Annotated in this window: 19 protein-coding genes; 4 read left to right on the top strand and 15 right to left on the bottom strand. The window is 60.8% G+C overall.

Annotated elements, in window-relative coordinates; genetic code table 11:
* The 10 genes from AO353_RS23145 to AO353_RS23190 form a co-directional block, all read right to left on the bottom strand.
* Complete coding sequence (locus tag AO353_RS23145; protein WP_054597067.1) at positions 1 to 1683, bottom strand: thiamine pyrophosphate-binding protein; 1683 nt, start codon at positions 1681 to 1683, stop codon at positions 1 to 3.
* Entirely contained in the window at positions 1676 to 2473 is a 798-nt protein-coding gene (locus AO353_RS23150; RefSeq protein WP_054597068.1) for an SDR family oxidoreductase, read from the bottom strand. The genes AO353_RS23145 and AO353_RS23150 overlap by 8 nt, the downstream gene beginning before the upstream one ends.
* Before the next feature lies 1 nt (position 2474).
* The gene (locus tag AO353_RS23155) at positions 2475 to 3311 is read right to left on the bottom strand and encodes an IclR family transcriptional regulator (RefSeq protein ID WP_081013801.1); all 837 of its coding nucleotides are present in this window, start codon (positions 3309 to 3311) and stop codon (positions 2475 to 2477) included.
* Positions 3308 to 4192 (bottom strand): alpha/beta fold hydrolase, encoded by an 885-nt coding sequence (locus AO353_RS23160; protein ID WP_054597069.1) that lies wholly within the window; start codon positions 4190 to 4192, stop codon positions 3308 to 3310. The genes AO353_RS23155 and AO353_RS23160 overlap by 4 nt, the downstream gene beginning before the upstream one ends.
* 4 nt (positions 4193 to 4196) lie before the next feature.
* Positions 4197 to 4760 (bottom strand): cupin domain-containing protein, encoded by a 564-nt coding sequence (locus AO353_RS23165; RefSeq protein WP_054597070.1) that lies wholly within the window; start codon positions 4758 to 4760, stop codon positions 4197 to 4199.
* A gap of 13 nt (positions 4761 to 4773) precedes the next feature.
* On the bottom strand, positions 4774 to 5541 hold the full coding sequence (locus AO353_RS23170; RefSeq protein WP_173859995.1) for an SDR family oxidoreductase: 768 nt from the start codon (positions 5539 to 5541) through the stop codon (positions 4774 to 4776).
* A complete protein-coding gene (locus AO353_RS23175; protein WP_054597071.1) occupies positions 5538 to 6314 on the bottom strand; it encodes an ABC transporter permease in 777 nt (258 codons plus the stop codon). The genes AO353_RS23170 and AO353_RS23175 overlap by 4 nt, the downstream gene beginning before the upstream one ends.
* 28 nt (positions 6315 to 6342) lie before the next feature.
* The gene (locus AO353_RS23180; RefSeq protein ID WP_054597072.1) at positions 6343 to 7344 is read right to left on the bottom strand and encodes an ABC transporter substrate-binding protein; all 1002 of its coding nucleotides are present in this window, start codon (positions 7342 to 7344) and stop codon (positions 6343 to 6345) included.
* 39 nt (positions 7345 to 7383) lie between these two features.
* A complete protein-coding gene (locus AO353_RS23185) occupies positions 7384 to 8220 on the bottom strand; it encodes an ABC transporter ATP-binding protein (RefSeq protein WP_054598309.1) in 837 nt (278 codons plus the stop codon).
* 350 nt (positions 8221 to 8570) lie between these two features.
* The gene (locus tag AO353_RS23190) at positions 8571 to 9629 is read right to left on the bottom strand and encodes a LacI family DNA-binding transcriptional regulator (RefSeq protein ID WP_054597073.1); all 1059 of its coding nucleotides are present in this window, start codon (positions 9627 to 9629) and stop codon (positions 8571 to 8573) included.
* Between the two features lie 138 nt (positions 9630 to 9767).
* Here AO353_RS23190 and AO353_RS23195 point away from each other — a divergent pair, with 138 nt between their 5' ends.
* Positions 9768 to 10691 (top strand): TIM barrel protein, encoded by a 924-nt coding sequence (locus AO353_RS23195; protein WP_054597074.1) that lies wholly within the window; start codon positions 9768 to 9770, stop codon positions 10689 to 10691.
* 25 nt (positions 10692 to 10716) lie between these two features.
* Positions 10717 to 11886: a Gfo/Idh/MocA family protein gene (locus AO353_RS23200; RefSeq protein ID WP_054597075.1), complete on the top strand. Its 1170-nt coding sequence runs from the start codon at positions 10717 to 10719 to the stop codon at positions 11884 to 11886.
* A gap of 78 nt (positions 11887 to 11964) precedes the next feature.
* Here the strand turns inward: AO353_RS23200 and AO353_RS23205 are convergent, their stop codons facing one another.
* Complete coding sequence (locus AO353_RS23205; protein ID WP_054597076.1) at positions 11965 to 12645, bottom strand: hypothetical protein; 681 nt, start codon at positions 12643 to 12645, stop codon at positions 11965 to 11967.
* Between the two features lie 358 nt (positions 12646 to 13003).
* On the opposite strand from AO353_RS23205, the gene katG reads away from it, so the two are divergent.
* The gene (gene katG / locus AO353_RS23210; RefSeq protein WP_081013803.1) at positions 13004 to 15238 is read left to right on the top strand and encodes a catalase/peroxidase HPI; all 2235 of its coding nucleotides are present in this window, start codon (positions 13004 to 13006) and stop codon (positions 15236 to 15238) included.
* A gap of 187 nt (positions 15239 to 15425) precedes the next feature.
* Here katG and AO353_RS23215 read toward each other — a convergent pair whose 3' ends face one another.
* The 3 genes from AO353_RS23215 to AO353_RS23225 form a co-directional block, all read right to left on the bottom strand.
* Entirely contained in the window at positions 15426 to 15851 is a 426-nt protein-coding gene (locus AO353_RS23215; protein WP_054597077.1) for a DUF1810 domain-containing protein, read from the bottom strand.
* A 40-nt stretch (positions 15852 to 15891) separates the two neighbouring features.
* Entirely contained in the window at positions 15892 to 16191 is a 300-nt protein-coding gene (locus tag AO353_RS23220; protein ID WP_054597078.1) for a DUF4189 domain-containing protein, read from the bottom strand.
* Positions 16192 to 16426: 235 nt separating this feature from the next.
* Positions 16427 to 17494, bottom strand: a complete 1068-nt coding sequence (locus tag AO353_RS23225) for an alpha/beta fold hydrolase (RefSeq protein WP_054597079.1) — start codon at positions 17492 to 17494, stop codon at positions 16427 to 16429.
* A 415-nt stretch (positions 17495 to 17909) separates the two neighbouring features.
* On the opposite strand from AO353_RS23225, the gene AO353_RS23230 reads away from it, so the two are divergent.
* Positions 17910 to 18605, top strand: a complete 696-nt coding sequence (locus AO353_RS23230) for a tRNA (adenine(22)-N(1))-methyltransferase (protein WP_305886840.1) — start codon at positions 17910 to 17912, stop codon at positions 18603 to 18605.
* A gap of 55 nt (positions 18606 to 18660) precedes the next feature.
* Here the strand turns inward: AO353_RS23230 and AO353_RS23235 are convergent, their stop codons facing one another.
* Complete coding sequence (locus tag AO353_RS23235) at positions 18661 to 19323, bottom strand: NADPH-dependent F420 reductase (RefSeq protein WP_054597081.1); 663 nt, start codon at positions 19321 to 19323, stop codon at positions 18661 to 18663.
* Between the last annotated feature and the right edge of the window lie 13 nt (positions 19324 to 19336).

Consider the following 19336-nt stretch of genomic DNA (forward strand, 5'->3'; position numbering starts at 1 on the left):
TCAAGCCGTGGCTTTCTGCGCTTTGGTTTCGCTGTTGGGCGGACCGGCAAACTGGGTGGCGAAGCTGCCGACGCTGAGCATGTCGACTTCCAGCAGGAACGGCCCGGGTTGAGCCAGTGCGCTGTCGACGACGTTGCCGAAATCCTTCAGGTCGGTCACGAGGCCGTGGCGCAGGTTCAGCGATTCAGACAGCTTGGAATAGTCCGGCGTGTGCAGGTCGACGTAGCAGTGACGGCTGCCATAGACCGCGTCCTGAATGTTGCGGATCACGCCGTAACGCTGATCGTTCATCAGCAGAATCACCACGTTGGCCTTTTCCTGCACCAGCGTCGCCAGCTCGCCGAGGTTGAGAATGAAACCGCCGTCACCGGCCAGGGCGAAGACCTTGCGTTCAGGCGCCGTTTGCGCAGCAGCCACCGCGGCACCAATACCCATCGACAGGCCCTGGCCAATGCCGCCGCCCAGCGCATGCACGCCTGCGCGCGGATGGAACAGGGTCAGCAGGCGATTGCCCCAGATGCTGTTGGACAGCGTGACGTCGCGAACCCAGGAAAAATTGCGCCCGGTAAGGGCTTGCAGTTGCTCGACCATGGCCGAGTACGGGCCAAGGTCGGCCATCAGTTGGGTGCGGGACTTTTCGCGGACGTCCTTGAGTTCGGCGAGGAACGTCGGGTCGATCTGCAGGCGACCTTCGAGACGGTCGGCCAGGCCTTCGAGGGCCAGCGCCGAATCACCGCAGATGAACAGCTCGCTGTTGTAGCTGCGACCTTCGATGGCCGGGTTGGCGTCGATACGCAGGGTATTGCGGGGCAATTTCAGTGCGTACTTGAACGTCTCGTTGCTGCGCAGGCGCGAACCGGCGATCAGCAGGGCATCGCAGCTTTGCAGGAACTGCTCGACCCGTTTGTTTTGCGAGAACGCGCCAAGGCAGCGTTCGTCATCTTCATTGACCACACCGCGGCCCTGGGTCGAGGTGATCACGCCGACGCCCATGTCCAGCAGGCGCTTGACTTGGGGGCCTGCATGCCGCGCGCCGCCGCCAAGCCACAGCAGTGGACGTGTGGCCGTGACCAGACGCTCGGCGACCAGGTCCAGCGCTTCGGGCGCGGGCACGGCAACCGGAATCGGCAGGGGAGACAGGTCGGTCGGCATCGGGATAAAGGTCGACTGGATATCGATCGGGATTTCCACGCTGACCGGCCCGGTAGGCGCGGTCAACGCGGTTTGCACGGCCAGCTTCAGGGTGCTGATGGCGGTTTCGACGCTGCGCACACGGAACGCGGCCTTCGAGACGGCCTTGAGCATGGTCAATTGGTCACGCGCTTCGTGGATGTACGCGAACTCTTGATCCAGGTACGGCGTTTCGATCTGTCCGGTAATGTGCAGCAGCGGCGTGCCGGCGGTCAGAGCTTCGACCATGGCCCCGGCGGCGTTACCGGCCGCGGTACCGGTGGACGTCAGGCAGACGCCCAGACCACCGGTGGTGCGGGCATAGGCGTCTGCCATGTTGGTGGCGCCGGCTTCACCACGGGCCATGACGAAGCGGATGTTGCCCCGAACGGCGAACGCATCGAGGATCGGCATGTTGTGGATCGAGATCACGCCGAATGCGGCTTTGACGTCGCATTGTTCGAGAAACGCGGTGATGGCAGCGCCAACGGTGACAGTATTTTCATTACGCATGGCGGGACAGGCCTCCAGAAACATCGATATGGCTGCCTGTGGTGTAAGCCGACAGAGGCGAGGCCAGAAACAGGATCGCGCGGGCCGCTTCAATCGGCAGGCCCAGACGCCCCAAGGGAATGTGTTTGCGTTGCGCCAGTTGGGCGGTCCATTGGGTCCAGTCAAGATCCCGCTCTTCGCGGGCTTCAAAACGTCGGCGCCATTGCCCGGACTCGACCAGGCCAATGAGAATGCCGTTGACCCGAATGCCTTCACCGGCAAATTCGGTGGCCATCGAACGCACCAGATTCATGACCCCGGCGCGAGCGGCCGAGGTGGCGACCATGTGCGGTTCCGGCTGGCTGGCCAGTAGCGAATTGACGCAGACGATGGCCGCGTTCGCTTGGCTTTCAAGCTGTGTCTTGAATGCGCGGACCGGGTTGATCACCGAGAAGAATTTCAAGTGCAACTCTTCGGTCCAGGCGCTATCGGTGGTGTCGGCGAAGGTCGACACCCGACCTTGTCCGGCGTTGTTGATCAGCACGCTGGCCGGCCCCAGTGCGGCCAGGCTGGCGGCGGCAAAGGCGTTGACCGAGTCCGCGTCGAGCACATTGCACACGTGGGCCAGCAACCGTGCCTCGGGGAAGCGTTGACGCAATCCGGCTTCGGCACTGCGCAGGCGATTTTCGTCGCGACCGCAGAAGGCCACGGCTGCGCCGGCTTCGAGCAACAGCTCGACACAGGCCAGGCCAATCCCCGAAGAGCCGCCGGTGACGATTGCGGTGCTGTCTTGCAGTTGATAGAGACTCATCTCAATCCCTCATCAAGGCTGTTACGCGGTTCTGGCCGTCGTGGGCGGCAGCGCTGTTGTAGTCGAGCAACCGCGACAGCTCGTCGGCACTGCGACGCACCTGCAGGAGCAATTCGTTGAAGTTGACGTGACCGATCTGAACGGTCGGAATCGTCACGCCCAGTGCAGCGACGATATGCCCGGTCTGATCGCGCACCGGGGCGGCGACGGTCGAAATCGCTGACTCGAAGAAACCTTCGCTACTGACGAAACCGCGCTGACGGTCGGCTTGAACCATGTCAAACAGCTCCAGCACGGTTTTCGGCGTGCAGGGCGAAAACTGCTCCAGGTGATCTTCCGGGTACAGTTCACGCAATTCGGCCAGCGACAGGTCTTCGAGCAGAATGCGCCCCAGGACAGTGGCGTGGGCGGGGAGGCGAGTGCCGACATTCACCGCGTTGGAGAACACCGAGGGCGGCGAGACTTTGGCCACGTAGACGATCGAGCGGCCATCGCGCACCACCAGATTGCTCGGGTAGTTGAGGCGGTCGCACAAACGGGCCAGCAGCGGTTGGCCGAGTTCGGTCAGCTCCAGCGAGGCCAGGTACTCGAAGCCCAGGCGCAGCACCGACATGCCAAGGCGGTATTCATTGCCGCTGCGGGTGACAAACCCCATGGTTTCCAGTGTCGTCAGCAGGCGAAAGATCGTCGAGCGCGGCAGTGCCAGGCGCCGGGCCAGTTCCGGCGCGGTCAACGTGCGATTGCGCCGGCTGAACTCGCAGAGCAGCAGCAATCCGCGCTCCAGGCCCGGCACGATGTACTTGTCCTGAGCATCCTTCAGCAGATCTGAATCGTTCATAGCGATGCACCTGTCAGGGATTCTTTGATGGCAAAGGCCAAGCGGCCCGCCACCACACAAGGTTGTTCGATGGGGCTGGCATGCCCGGCATCGGTAATCAGGTTGAACGTGCCTCCCAAGGCCTTGGCCAGGGTCAGGCAGTTTTCGGGCGCGGTGATGCCGTCGGCTTCGCCGCAATGCACTTCGCAAGGCATCGACAGTGGCGCGTGCCGCAGCAGGTCCTCGCTGCACAGCAGTTCTATGGCCTGGCGATAGCCATCGGGATTGAGCCGGGCCATGTTCCACTGCACCCAGGCGTGTGCCTTGGGGCTGGCAGTGGGCGAAAGCATGTAGGCGCTGCGTTGTTCGGCCATGCGTTGAATGCCCAGTTGTTCCAGGGCTTGCAGGCGTTTGCTGCGCACTTCCTGGCGCTGCAAGGCGCGCGATGGATGACCGTAGCCCCGGGCCGGACTGATCAACACCAGCCGGCTGATCCGCTGTTGGTGCACGCCGCTGGCGAACGCTGTGGCAGTAATCGCCCCGAGCGAGTGACCGACCAGCACACAGCGCTGGATGCCTAGCGCATCGAGCATCTGCAGCAGTCGTTCGGCGTAGTCCGAAGCGTCGGGGGCCAACGATCTCAGCGGCGTGGAGTCACCGTAGCCGGGAGCGTCCCAGGCAATCACATGTGCGCTCTGGCCAAGCGCTTGCGCCACCTCTAACCACGACGCCGAGCCCGAGCCGATCCCGTGCAACAACACAATCGCCGGCCCGGTTCCACATTCGCGAAAGGCCTGGCGACCGCCAGCGATCCCCAGCGTACGCAAAGGAAAGTGCAGGGCCAGCTGCGCCTGGAGGTCAGCCGTGAGCGGCGGGACGAGATTATCGATGGCGTACGACATGGGCTTATCCGCGCTTGATCGAGGCCAGAGGGTGTTCTGGCGGGTAGGTCGGGGTCAGCGGTTTTTTCGCACCGAGCATCACGCACATCAGCGCATCTTCATCGCCGATGTTGATCTCTTCGCGGTACACGCCCGGTGGCACGGAAATGACGTCACGGTCGGTCAGGATCGTTTCGAAGCGCTCACCGTCCTTTTCGATCACCACTTTGAGTTTGCCGCGCAGCACGAAGAACACTTCTTCAACGTCGGTGTGCAGGTGCGGCGGGCCTTCGTGACCGGCCGGAATCACCATGGTGGAGAACGTGAAGTTCTCCGAGGGAATGGTGTTCATGTCGGTGCTGATACCGGTGCCGCCGGTACCGATGTAACGCATTTGTGCGCGGCGGAATTTCGGGTCGTAGTCGGCCTGGAATTTCAGCGCGTTCCAATCGTACTGACGCGTTTCGTAGCGGGCGATACGGGTGTTCATCCAGCTTTCGAGGTCACTGCCGGCCGGCTGTTCCCAGCTTTTCGGGGCGTCTTGCTGCTCAGATGAATGTGCAGATGAGTGTGCAGATAGATTAGTCATGGCAGTCTCCTGATCAAGGCATTACGAACCCGCCGTTGACCGGCAGGGTTTGTCCAGTGATGAAACGGGCGAGGTCGGACAGCGCGAAGAGCACGGCGCCGCTGACGTCCTCGGGGAGTTGCGGGCGTTGAATGGCCCGCTGCTCGTTGTACAAACGGTGACGTGCTTCAGGCACGTAGGCGGTGGCTTCGACCAGCACCAGGCCAGGCGCGATGGCGTTGACGGTGATGTTGTCGGTACCCAGTTCGCGGGCCAGGCTGCGGGTCATGGCGATGATTGCGCCCTTGCTTGCGACATACGCCAGCAGGTTCGGCGCGCCCCACAGCGGCGTGTCGGATGCCAGGTTGACGATGGCGCCATGACCGCTGGCGCGCAGGGCCGGCAGGCACGCCTTGGTCATCAGCCAAGTGCCGCGGACATTGACGTGCATGACCTGATCCCAGGTATCGAGGCTCAGCTCTTCGCACGTCTTGCCACCGGAATTGGTGATCGAGGCGTTGTTCACCAGACCGTCGAGGCCACCCAGCAGCCGGGTGGTTTCAGCCACGCAGGTGTCGATCGAGTCGGGTTGCGCCAGATCGACGGCCACGCCATGAACGGTCAGGCCTTCGGCGACCAGTTCGGCGGCCGATTGCTGAACACGCTCGGCGAGAATGTCGGCGATCACCACGTGGGCGCCGGCCCGGCCGATGGCCTGGGCAAAGGCATAACCCAATCCGCGGGCGCCACCGGTGACCAGCACCCGACGGCCTTCGAGCAAACGATTGAGGGTCGTCATCATTGGGTACTCAGCATGGCTTTGGGCATGTAGTGCAGGACGCGTTTCTCGGTCCAGACCACCGCGCCATAAGCGAGTACACCGATCAGCGTGAGCATGACGATGGCCACGAACACACCCGCGGTATTGCCCTGGCCTTCGGCATCGACCAGCAGGAAGCCCAGGCCCTGGTTGCCACCGACCAGTTCACCGACGGTGACGCCGATCACGGCCAGGGTCGACGCTATGCGCAGGCCGGAGAACAGTGCGGCCATGGCCGAAGGGAATTCCACCAGGCGAAAGATCTGCCAGCGGCTGGCGTTCATCGTCCGGACGAGGTTGATCATGTCCGGGTCAACGGTGCGGATCGCCGACAGTACGTTGATCATCACCGGGAAGAACACGATCAGGATGGCGATCAGGATCTTCGGATAGATGGTGTAGCCCAGCCACATGACAAATAGCGGAGCGAAGGCGACTTTCGGGGCGATTTGCAGCGCCAGAATGTAGGGCGACAGCATGGCTTCGGCGGCGGGCGAGAGTCCCAGCGAGACACCGATGGCCACGCCGAGCAGGGCTCCCAGACCGAAGCCGACAATGATTTCGAACGCGGTAATCAGAGTGTGTTGCAGCAGACCTCCGGTTTGCCACATCACCAGGCTTTCCTGGGCCACACGGCTCAGTTGCGGCATGACGAATTCGGGCATGCCGAGCAGTCCCGGGCCCCACTGCCAGAGCACCAGGAACAGGATCAGCAGTGCAACGCTGCCCAGCACGGAGTTATTAAGGTTTTTCATCGTGTCGGTACCTTGTTGTCACTCGCCGTTATTGCGCGGCTGTTTGGGTGTCGATGAATTGATTGGTGTACAGCTCGTCGAGTTTTGGCTCATGGCTGACGATGCCTTCGCTGACATAGAACTGACGGACCGCTTCGAGTCGTGCCGGATCGATTCGGCCCAGAACGGCCTGATTGGCATAGACATGCTCGACGTAGAGCCTGAAGATTTTCTCCAGCGACGCTTCCTTGCCGGCATAGGCGGGGACAGCCTTGGCGAAGGTGACCGCGGCGGCTTTGGGGTCCTGAATGATGTCGCGCATGCCTTGCAGGGTGGCCTGGACCACGCCGCGAACAATCTCGGGGTGATGCTCGATGGCATCGTCGGAAGCGAGGATCGCCTGGGCCATGCTCTCGAAAATCTGCGATTGAGGGATCAGCTTGATCTTCGCGCCGGCTTCTTCGGCATTGACCACCCAGTCCGGCACGCCGGCCATTGCCTGGGCTTTGTCGGCCGAGAACAACTGCCAGACGCCCGAAGGCCCGGCTGCCTGAATGTTCACATCGTTTTTGCTCAGGCCGGCTCGGCGTAGAGAGGCGAGCAAGGCGTAGTAGGTGGTGTCCGAGTAGGACATCACGGTCATCGTCTTGCCTTTGAGGTCGGTGATCGAGTTGATGTTTTCGGCAGCATTGGTGGCAATCATCGTCACGCCGCCGGCGCCCAGCACCGCGACGGCGCGCACTGGAATACCGTTGGCCCGCACCACAATCGGGGTATCGCCCAGAGCACCGCCGAGCATGGCGTTACCGGCACCGATCTGTTTCGCCACATCCACACCGCCCTTGGCAGCGATGAAGGTCATGTTCAGGTTCTGGGCGGCGTAGTAACCCTTCTGCTGCGCAATGATCCACGGGGCGAACGCCGGCAGGTTCGGCGGCGCCGGCAACAAGTAAGTCACGTCGGTCGACTGCGCCTGGGCGGCGAAAGCCATGCCCAGGCCGAGCGCGATACCGGTGACCTGGCTGAAGCGTTGAAACAGAGACTTGAACATGCGTACTCCTGATTCGGTTGATGGCCACAACGGCGTTGATCAATGCAGTTCGGTGTCTTCGCCGACTTGCAGCAACTCCATCAGGCGACCGACCAGCGGGCCGATTTCCGGCAGCTTGCGGCGCTCCAACGGGTTGTCACGAAACGGCAAATCGACAGTGATCTCTTCGATGATGGTGCCCGGGCGGGCACTCATGACCAGCAGCCGGTCGGACATGGCAATGGCTTCGATCAGGTCATGGGTAATGAACAGAGCGGTTTTCTTTTCATCGAACAGCATCCGCGCCATGTCCTGCTGCAGGATCATCTTGGTCTGCGCATCGAGGGCCGAGAACGGTTCGTCGAGGAACAGCACTTGCGGGTCGATGGCCAGGGTGCGAGCCAGGGCAGCGCGTTGACGCATGCCACCCGACAGCTGGAACGGGTAGTGGTCGGCAAAGCCTTGCAGGTGGCAACGATCGAGCAGATCTTTGGCTACGGCCTGACGCTTGGCCGCCGGCACACCTTGAATTTCCAGACCCAGTTCGACATTGCGACGAATGCTGCGCCACGGCATCAGCAGGTCTTTTTGCAGCATGAACGCGACCTGACGGACCGGGCCGGTGACCGCTTCACCAGCGACGAAGACCTCGCCTTCGGTCGGCCGATACAGCCCGGAGCCCATATTGAGAATGGTGCTCTTGCCGCAACCGGAAGGGCCGATGATCGACACCACTTCACCGCGGCGAATCTTGAAGTTGACCTCGCGAATGGCAAATGGCGCTTCGGACTTTCCTTTGGCCGGGAAACATTTGCCGACATTGCGAAATTCAATTTCGGTGGGCTCCTGATCTTCCTTGGGAGCGGGCTTATTCCATTGAGGGGCGATGGCGTACATCTCGTTCACAGCCATTGGAAAGGGTCTCTGGTCTGTTTTATAGGTGATACGTTGTTTAGTGCATGAACAATGCCAGAGACTTGCCAAGTTGGTTTTTTGTTTAAAACCCCTTTCTTATTAATGAGTTACTGAAAATTCAGTATTTATTGGATGTTTCATATATAAAACGTGGTTTCTTATATGGCACGAAATTGCACGTTGAATGTGTAGGGCAGGGGGAATTACGAGAAGGGGGCGCTTTTATAGGTAACGCCGGATGCGAGGAAATGACGGATTTGTTTTAAATATGAAACGAACTGCTGAATGTGCGTTGTGCAGTTGAGAGTTTCGTTCCTGTTATCGCTTGCTCTCTAAACGCTTTCAGACACGTCAATCTGAAGTGCAAGCATGAGCTTCGTGGCGATGGCTGACGATGGGTCTATCGCTGCATCCACCATCACGTTCACGGCAGTCTGCGCCAGTGCCACGACGGGATGCGACAGTACGGCTTGAACAATGCCGTCACGCAGGGCCGCTTGGGTGATGGGTGTCAGGTCGTGGCATACAACTGTGGGAAGCGCGACGTTCTGGGCTTTCAGCTCGCGCAGGGCGTTGATGACGCCCTCGATACCGCCGCCGGCCACGTACAAGCCGACAAGGTCGGGCTGACTGCTCAGGAGGTCGAGCGTGCCGGCATAGGCGAACTCTTCGTCCTCCAGGGTGAGGCGTGTTGCCAATAGCTCCCAGTCTTGGGATTGCTCCGCAAGAAAGGAGCGCACGCTCATTTCGCACAGTTCCTGGCACTGAAAACGCTGCGTTCCTACCATCACCGCCACAGGCCCCGCGTGGGGCGCCAGGTTCTTGATGAACCAACCAGCCGTGCGCCCCATTGACCGGTTGTCGACACCGACATAGCTGGCACCGGCCGACGCACTCAGCTCGGAAACCAGGGCAACAACGGGGATGCCGGCGGCACGCAACTGCGCCATCGCTTCGCGCACGGCGGGATGATCTGCCGCCACCACACCCAGAGCGTCAACCTCTCCTTGCAGCTTGAGGATGCGTTGTGCAGTGGCAGCCGGGGCGAGGTCATCGATGTAATGGATCATCACCCGAACCTGGGCGCGGACGCTGGATGCCGCTGCCTCGGCCAAGGCCTTGGCCAGCCCTTGATAAAACGCCACACCACGCTTTTGCAGCAGAAACCCCAGGCGTACGGTCGGTCGCTGCTGAAGCAGGCGTTGCTCGATCACATTGCGACCGTAGAAGCCCAGCCGGGCAGCGGCTTCGGCAATGCGCCGCGCAGTATCGGCGCGAACGTTGGCACGCAGATTCATCACCCGATCCACGGTGGATAGGCTAACGCCGGCGGCCTCGGCGACATCTTCCATGGTTGAACGACGGCCGGCCGGGTGATGGATCTCTGACATGAAATGAAAGGCTCTTTAATGTTTTTGACGGGTTCTGACAGGTATGGCTGCAGGACTATAGCAGTCGTGCACCCTGGCAACTTAGGATTTCTCCGAGCGAAACAGCACCACTCATAACAACAATCATCGGAACCTGACATGACCCTCCATATCTCCACTGCACCCTGTTGCTGGGGCGTAGACGACGTCAACAATCCTCATCTGCCAGCGTGGCAACAGGTGCTCAGCGAAGCCGCGCAAGCCGGGTATCGCGGCATCGAACTGGGGCCGTATGGCTACCTGCCGCTAGACGCTGCGGCAGTCGGCACGGTGCTCGCCGAGCAGGGCCTGCATGTGGTGGCCGGCACTGTATTCGACAATCTGGTCGATCCGGCCAATCTGCCGAACGTGCTGACACAAACCCGAAATATTTGTGCCTTGCTCAAGCAACTGCCAGCAGTGCCGCAGGAACCGGGGCAGCGCTTCGCCATGCCTTGCCTGGTGGTTATCGACTGGGGGCATGAGGAACGTGACTACGCGGCCGGACACTCCGAACGAGCACCGCGTCTGGCACCTGACGCCTGGCGGGGCATGATGAACCACATCCGGGCCATTGCTGATCTGGCCTGGCTGGAGTTCGGCGTTCGTACGGTGATTCACCCGCATGCCGGCGGCTACATCGAGTTCGCCGACGAGCTGGCGCAATTGGTTGCCGACATTCCCTACGAAGTGGCCGGTCTATGCCTGGACACCGGCCATCTCTACTACGCCGGCATGGACCCGGTTCAGACCCTGCGCCAGTACGCGGATCGTCTGGATTACCTGCATTTCAAAGACATTGATCAGGCGGTGTTCGATCAGGTATTGGGTGAGCACATCAGCTTTTTCGGGGCCTGCGCCAGGGGCGTGATGTGCCCGATCGGCCAGGGTGTCATCGACTATCGCGCCTTGCGCGAGCTGATCACCGAGCTCGGTTACCAGGGCTACATCACGGTCGAGCAAGAACGCGATCCACGTAACGCCCGTGGCAGTCTGCGCGACGTTGCTGCCAGCCGCGCCTACCTCTCTCAGGCAGGTTTCTGATTTCTCTCACGCAAAGGACTTATCGATGATCAATGGCAGCAAGCGTATTCCCGAACCTCTTCGTTGGGCCATGGTTGGCGGTGGACGCGACAGTCAGATTGGCTACATCCACCGCAGCGCGGCATTGCGTGACCAGTCGTTTGTGCTGGTCGCCGGCGCCTTCGACCTGAATCCGGAGCGCGGTCGGGCCTTCGGCGTGGAACTGGGAGTCGACCCCGAACGCTGCTATGCCGACTATCGCAGCCTGTTTGAAGGTGAGGCAGGGCGGCCGGATGGCATTCAGGCGGTTTCGGTGGCGACGCCCAATGGCACCCATTTCGCAATCACCAAGGCCGCCCTGGAAGCAGGGTTGCACGTGGTCTGCGAAAAGCCGCTGTGCTTCACCCTCGAGGAGGCGCAGACGCTGCGGGAAATTGCCGTGTCGAACAACAGGGTAGTGGGGGTGACCTACGGCTACGCCGGACATCAACTGATCGAACAGGCCCGGCACATGATTGCCCAGGGCGAACTGGGCGAGATTCGCATGGTGCACATGCAGTTTGCCCATGGTTTCCATTGCGAGCCGGTGGAGGCGCAAAGCGAGGCGACCCAATGGCGAGTCGATCCGCGCTTCGCCGGCCCCAGCTATGTGCTGGGAGATGTCGGCACCCATCCGCTGTACCTGTCGGAAGTCATGCTGCCCGAACTCAAGATCAAAAGGCTGCTGTGTACACGTCAGAGCTTTGTCAAAAGCCGTGCACCGCTTGAGGACAATGCCTACACGCTGATGGAATACGAAGGCGGGGCAATGGGCTGTGTGTGGTCAAGCGCCGTGAACGCCGGCTCCATGCACGGCCAGAAAATTCGCGTGATCGGCTCTAAAGCCAGCCTCGAGTGGTGGGACGAGCGGCCAAACCAGCTGTCATTCGAAGTCCAGGGCAAACCCGCGCAAGTGCTGGAGCGCGGCATGGGGTATTTGCATCCCGATGCAGTGCTCGATGACCGAATCGGTGCGGGGCACCCGGAAGGGCTCTTCGACGCGTGGTCCAACCTTTACTACCGTTTCGCCGTGGCTATGGACGCCGCCAACCGCGGCAATCATGAGCGCTTGGCGACGTTGCGCTATCCGGATATCCATGCCGGAGTCGAAGGCGTTCGCTGGGTCGAGCGCTGTGTCCAGTCTGCGGACAAAGGCGGGGTCTGGGTCGATTACTGAGACGAGTTCAGCGGTGTGTCACCCTCCATAAAAACAAAGGGATTAACTCGCCGCCAGCTAAAAGACTACTGAACGAAATCACCGGCGATCGAAGTCAGTTCGGTCAGACGATTGCCGGGCTTTGCTGAACAGTAGCTTCGAGTGGGCTGCAGTCCGCCGCCGATTGCATCGCATATCGAGGGTTACCAGGTCATTAGTGAGCCGCGCAGGTGATTCCCCGGTGACTTCGCACAACAGCGCTGTTATAGCTTCTCCGTTAAGCGTGCCGTGCTCTTGTAGAAGATCCGCGACAGCGATGACCGCGGGCCAGTAACGACGTACCAGACAGCAGGAGCGGGCGATTGCCCGGGATTCGGCGTCGAGTAGCTTTCGTGCAGGCAGCAAACTGATCAATTCGTAACCCCGGTACCGGTCCCCCCTGCCGCTGGCCCAGGTGAATTTGTCCGATTTGGTGCGCCTGTAGACGGCTTCGGCCACGGGGCCAGCGAAGCAGTCGAGAAGGTCACGCTCAATAGAATCGACCATTGAGGGCAGGTATTCAGCAATCCCGGGCGCGTCGAAGGATGGGTGCGGGACCAGGTAATCAGCCTCGACCAACCCCTCTACGTTTTGCGGGTTGCCGCGCAGATCAATCATTGGGCCGGTGCAGGCTTCTGTCCTGGTGCGCACAGTGATGCGCTCGATGTGCTGACCATTCCACCAAAAAGCCAGGGCGTGGCCAGCTTCGTGGACGGCCGTGCAGCGCCGGCACTTATTCATGGTCTGGTCCTCTCCCGTACAGGCGTACGTCGCGTAACCGGTCTATTCCATCCTTGGGTGTCAGGTAAAAGACTAGGCCTATCAGCACCGAATACGCCACCTATTAGCTGAGTGCTTTATAGGGGGCTAACCTTAACGGAGCGCCGGTGAAAACTGGCCGGTTGAGACCTGATAAGAGATACGAATAAGTCAGAAGCGTACTAGGCTTGCCGTGGGCCACCGTGCTGGCAACTCGATTGCCGCTATCCGGATTGCCCGTGTGACCACGACGATCAATGGATCGAATTGTTGGCCCTGCAGCTTATGTCATTGATTTCGCTCGTCGCTATCGCGCGCCCACGCGGGGCCGGATAGCCGGATGAACACGACCAAAGGTAGCTCACACATGGCAACTGAATCGAAATGCCCGTTCAATCACGCCGCCGCGGGCGGTGGCCCGTCGAACCGCGACTGGTGGCCGAACCAACTCAATCTGAAGATCCTGCACCAACACTCATCCATGTCCGACCCCATGGACGAGGGCTTCAACTACGCTGAAGCGTTCAAAAAACTGGACTTTGCAGCGCTCAAGAAAGACCTGCATGCGCTGATGACCGATTCGCAAGACTGGTGGCCTGCGGATTTCGGTCACTATGGGCCGTTCTTTATTCGCATGGCCTGGCACGCCGCAGGCACCTACCGCACCGGTGATGGGCGTGGTGGTGCCGGCTCCGGCCAGCAACGCTTCGCGCCGCTCAACAGTTGGCCGGATAACGTCAGCCTCGACAAGGCACGCCGACTGCTCTGGCCGATCAAGCAAAAGTATGGTCGTAACATCTCCTGGGCCGACCTGATCGTCCTCACCGGCAACGTCGCGCTGGAGTCCATGGGCTTCAAGACCTTTGGTTTTTCCGGCGGCCGTCCGGACGTCTGGGGACCGGATGAGGACGTCTACTGGGGCTCCGAAAAAACCTGGCTTGGGGGCGACGTGCGCTATGGCAAAGATGAGAGCCCTACTGTCCAGGAGCGCAACCTGGAGAAACCGCTTGCTGCGGTGCAAATGGGCCTGATCTACGTCAACCCGGAAGGCCCTGAGGGCAACCCGGACCCGGTCGCTGCTGCGGTGGATATCCGCGAAACCTTCGCTCGCATGGCGATGAATGACGAAGAAACCGTGGCATTGATCGCCGGCGGCCACGCCTTCGGCAAGGCCCACGGTGCCGGGCCCGCAACCCATGTCGGCGCCGCCCCCGAAGCCGCTGGCCTCGAACAGCAGGGCCTGGGCTGGAAGAGCAGCTTTGGCACTGGCAAAGGTGGCGACACGATCGCCAGCGGCCTGGAAGTGACCTGGACCACTACGCCCACGAAGTGGAGCAACAACTACCTGGAGAACCTGTTCGGTTTCGAGTGGGAACTGACCAAGAGCCCGGCCGGTGCGAACCAGTGGACAGCGAAAAACGGCGCTGGCGCGGGCATAATTCCCGATGCTCACGACCCGTCCAAGCGGCGTAATCCGACCATGCTGACCACGGACCTGTCCCTGCGATTCGACCCGATCTATGAACCGATTTCACGGCGCTTCCTGGCCAATCCGGATCAGTTGGCCGACGCGTTCGCCCGCGCCTGGTTCAAGCTGATCCACCGCGACATGGGGCCGCTCTCGCGCTACCTCGGTCCGGAAATGCCGAACGAAGAGCTCATTTGGCAAGACCCTATTCCAGCGGTCGACCATGCCTTGGTCAACGACAGCGACATCGCCTCACTCAAAAGTAAGCTTCAGTCCTGTGGCCTGACAGTCTCGCAGCTTGTATCAACTGCCTGGGCGGCGGCGTCCACCTTCCGTGGCTCCGACAAGCGCGGTGGCGCCAACGGTGGGCGCCTGCGCCTGGCCCCGCAGAAGGACTGGCCGGCCAACCAGCCTGCGAAACTGGCGAGCGTGCTGGCGACCCTCGAGAAAATCCAGAGCGAGTTCAACAGCGCGCAGACTGGCGGCAAGAAGATCTCGCTGGCGGACCTGATCGTGCTGGCCGGCTGTGCTGGTGTCGAACAGGCGGCGAAAAATGCCGGTCACACCGTCACGGTGCCTTTCACTCCAGGGCGGATGGACGCGAGCCAAGAGCAGACGGATGTCGAATCCTTCGGGTTTCTCGAACCCATCGCCGATGGCTTCCGCAATTACCTCAAGACCCGATACCGCGTACCGGCCGAGGCGTTACTGATCGACAAGGCGCAACTGCTGACTCTCACCGCGCCAGAAATGACGGTGCTGATTGGCGGCCTGCGCGTGTTGAACACCAACGTCGGACAAACCTCGCACGGGGTCTTCACCAAGAGAACTGAAGCGTTGACCAACGACTTCTTCACCAACCTGCTCGACATGGGCGTGGAATGGAAGCCGGTCTCGGACGCCAATGAAGAGTTTGAAGGACGCGATCGCAAAACCGGCGACCTCAAATGGACAGGCACTCGTGTCGATCTCGTCTTCGGCTCTAACTCGCAACTGCGGGCCTTGGCCGAAGTCTATGCCAGTAGCGATGCGCAGGAGAAGTTCGTGAAAGACTTCGTGGCAGCCTGGACCAAGGTGATGAATCTCGACCGTTTCGACCTCAGGTAACGCGAGCGTTGGACCCTGGATCCCGGAGTGGGCCACCTCGACCTGATCGTTCAGGTCGGGGGGGCTCCGGGAACAATCGACAAAATGAGAAGCATCGTCTACACGATGGGACAATCAGCCGGCGCGAGACATCGGTAGCTCTGTGCGCCGATCACGGCGTTTCGTCGCGATGTAGCTCGCGTCGACCTTATTCTTCAAGAAGGGACAGGGTCCTGGCGTCTGGCTCACCGGCGAAAAACTGGTCGAGGGCCTGCTGGAACAGGGGCTGTTCGGGCTTGATACTGGCGAATAGCGTGAGACAGGAGCGCAACTTCAGGTCATCGGGGTGGCCAAGGATGGCCAGCGCACTCTTGTCACGGTGTTGCAGGAGGGTACTGACGCTTTCCTCCAGCCGTGGCCCCAACACATCATGCAGCAGATAGGCCCGGGCTTCGGCAGCACCAGAAATGGCAAAGCGCCGGGCCATCTCGCTATGCCCGAGACCTTGCAGTTGCGGGAAGATGAACCACATCCAGTGGCTGGTCTTGCGCCCGGCGCGCAACTCTTCCATGACTCGGCTGAAAACCGGGCGCTGGGCCTCGACGAAACGAAGAAGATTGAAGGGATCGTGCATGCGTGTACTCCCTCAATTGGCAAACACTGCAAACGCGCTATTACTTTTTGCACTCCGCTGTCACCACATGGCAGGTACTCGGCGTGCCACCGGATTGGCCTGCATAGCGTTTGCAATTATCCAGGGATTTTTGCCGAGCGATGCCCAAGGTGGAGCCCCAGGCCAAGCCGCCTTCGCCGGCAGAGGGTAGCGCTTTTGCGTAGCAGTTCGAGGCTGTGCTTGAGGTCGAATAGCGGTTTGCGGCAGTTTTGCTTGAGCATCCGGCTGTCAGCGCCAGGTTGATGGCGAGCAGGGAGATCAGGGCCCATGACGAGTATTGACGTGCTGTGATTCTGGTCATGCCGTTTCCCCTGTATCAAGAGTGTGGTCGTGTTCTATTCAGATTAGACAGTGTTGCGCCTGCCCTTGGGCCGGTTCAGCGGACCGAGTGCATTTGGGGGCGTTTTTGCCGGGCTGGCTCTTTTCAGTTGGTGATTGTCCAAAAGAGCCGCGCAAAGAATAACGGCTCGTCAGATATCACGAGCCGCTGTTGAGAACGTGCTTATCGGGGGAAGTTCACGAATGTCGGATCGGCCTCAAAGGTGATCCGCATCAATCACCGCCTTGGCGAACGCCTGCGGAGCCTCCTGCGGCAGGTTGTGGCCGATGCCGCCGCTGATCAACCGGAACTCGTATTTACCGGTGAAGCGCTTGGCGTAATCCTCGGGGGCAGGGTGTGGCGCGCCGTTGGCGTCGCCTTCAAGGGTGATGGTCGGCACGCTGATGGACGGCGCCTTGGCCAGTTTCTGCTCTAAAGCTTCGTATTGGGGCTCGCCTTGAATCAGGCCCAGGCGCCAGCGGTAGTTGAACACGGTGATGTCGACATGGTCGGGGTTGTCCAGTGCCTTGGCGCTGCGATCGTAGGTGGCGTCATCGAACGCCCATTTCGGCGAAGCCGTTTGCCATATCAACTTGGCGAAGTCGTGGGTGTTTTTCTCGTACCCGGCGCGACCGCGGTCAGTGGCGAAGTAAAACTGATACCACCACTGCAATTCAGCCTTCGGCGGCAGCGGGTTCTTGCCGGCCGCCTGGTTACCGATCAGATAGCCGCTGACCGAGACCAGTGCCTTGACCCGTTCTGGCCATAGCGCCGAGACGATGTCAGCCGACCGCGCGCCCCAATCATAGCCACCGAGCACGGCTTGCTTGATCTTCAGTGCATCCATGAAGTCGATGACGTCACTTGCCAGCGCGGTCGGTTGGCCATTGCGAAGGGTTTTTTCGGATAGAAAATGCGTATCGCCGTAGCCGCGCGCATACGGCATCAGCACTCGATAGCCCTTTGCTGCAAGTAAGGGTGCGACCTCGTCATAGCTGTGAATGTCGTACGGCCAGCCGTGCAGAAGAATCACCACCGGTCCATTGGCCGGGCCTGTTTCGGCGTATGCCACGTTCAGTAGTCCGGCGTTGACATGCTTCAGTGGGCCGAACGGAGAGGGTGCCGCATGAGCGGTACTAGCATTGATCACGGCTGGCTGTGCGGTTGCGGTCGTTTGCGCGTGGGCCGCGCCGAGAGTGCCAAACAGGCTGAGCGCGAGGACTGACGAGCCGACCAGACGGTGGCGTGTTTTACCGGTTTTGTTTTTTTGCACTGCCATCTTCATGGTGATGTCTCCGTTACAAGTTGTTGACTGCAGAGTCTGGCTGATTCCCTTCAAACCTTGCTTGCATTTGAAGGCGGTGACGTATCGGGCCTGTGTCGAATCGCAGGCCAGATGAAAGCCTGCATGTCGAGATGTTATTCAGAAACACTGCCATGCACAGCGTATCAGCAGATTTGCTATGGGATGACCCCCTGCATTCGTCATGAGGCGGATCATCCTGGCAGGCCGCGTCCTTGCGAAGATCGGCCAAAAGCAGCCCATAACCAGGGTTCGCTTTGGGCCGATGCGCAAGCGCCAGGTTTGGGGCGAGCCATGGTCTTGATCGCATAAAGTTGAAATGCACGGCGTTGCCCGACAGAATCGCGCCCCGATCCAGCCAAAGGTGCCGGACGTTCGTGGTGAAAAGGGGCAGCAGTTGAACGAACAGACATTGTCCATGCGCCTGGAGCGCGTGGCGGGGCATGTGCCAGAAGGTGCACGGCTGGCCGATATCGGCTCGGATCATGGCTACCTGCCGGTGGCGTTGATGCGCCGTGGCGCTATCGCGGCGGCGGTGGCCGGCGAGGTGGCATTGACGCCGTTCTGCTCGGCCGAACGCACCGTGCGCGAGAACGGCCTGGACCAGCGGATCAGCGTGCGCCTGGCCAACGGCCTAGCGGCGATCGAGCCGGGAGACGGGATCACGGCGATCAGCATCTGCGGGATGGGCGGCGAGACGATCCGCGACATCCTCGACAGTGGCAAAGCGCGCCTGAGCGGCCAGGAGCGCCTGATCCTGCAGCCCAACGGCGGCGAGCAGCCACTGCGCCAATGGCTGATGGAAAATGGTTACTGCATCCTCTGTGAGGAACTGCTACGGGAAAACCGCTTCGACTACGAAATCATCGTCGCCGAGCGCGCCGGGCCGGTGATGTACAGCGCCGAGGAGCTGTACTTCGGCCCGCTGCAGATGCAGGCCCGCAGTCCGGCGTTCCTGGCCAAGTGGCAGCGCATACTGCGCGAGAAGCACAAGACCCTGAGCACCTTCGCCCGGGCGCGGCAGGCCGTGCCCGAGGAGAAGGTGCAGGACATCGTCCGGCAAGTACGGTGGATTAGCGACCTGCTGGCTTGAGCCTCGGTCCAGGGGTTTGTACGGAAAGCCACCGAGCGGCGATGTTGCGGGCTATTCAGCGGCGCCACGATCCATCAGGCAATTCAACCTGCCGCTGAGCCGCTGCCAGGGCAACCTTCAGCCCCTGTTTATCCAATGGGATGCAGTAGGCGGGTTTAGCCCGTTCGAATCGCCAGCTTTCATCAAGATTGCCAGCATCGACAGCGTCGAACCCAATCTCGTCCAGCAATGTGATCACCAAGGCTTTCGCGACCGGGTCATCCGCAGCGATCGGCAGTGCGCGTCGGTCGGGTGCCGCTTTCGGGCGCGAGTCCTGAACCAGGTCTTGAGCGAGGATTGCGTTAAAGACCTTGACCACCCTGGAGTCGGGCAGATGCTCGGCAAGCAGGCGGCTGGTGGTGGTTTCGAATCGGTCCAGGATGGGAATGTGGCCGTCTCGTTCCGGGTAGTAGTTGTTGGCATCCAGGACGGTTTTGCCCTCTAGCCACTTGGCCGGCACGCTTCGGTAATGCGCCAGGGGGATTGCCACAAGTACAACTTCGCCGAATCGTGCTGCCTCTTCGACAGTGCCGACCTGACTGCCAGGAATGCCACTGAGCACGCTGCTCATGGTCTGTGGCCCACGTGAATTGCTGAGCATCGCCTCGTGTCCCGCTGCGATGACCAATTGCGCCACTGAACGTCCTATGAAACCTGCCCCAATAATGCCGATACGCATGTCCTTGCTCCGC

Origin of the sequence: Pseudomonas fluorescens (assembly GCF_001307155.1) — a bacterium.
In the GTDB taxonomy this organism is placed as follows: Bacteria; Pseudomonadota; Gammaproteobacteria; order Pseudomonadales; family Pseudomonadaceae; genus Aquipseudomonas; species Aquipseudomonas helvetica.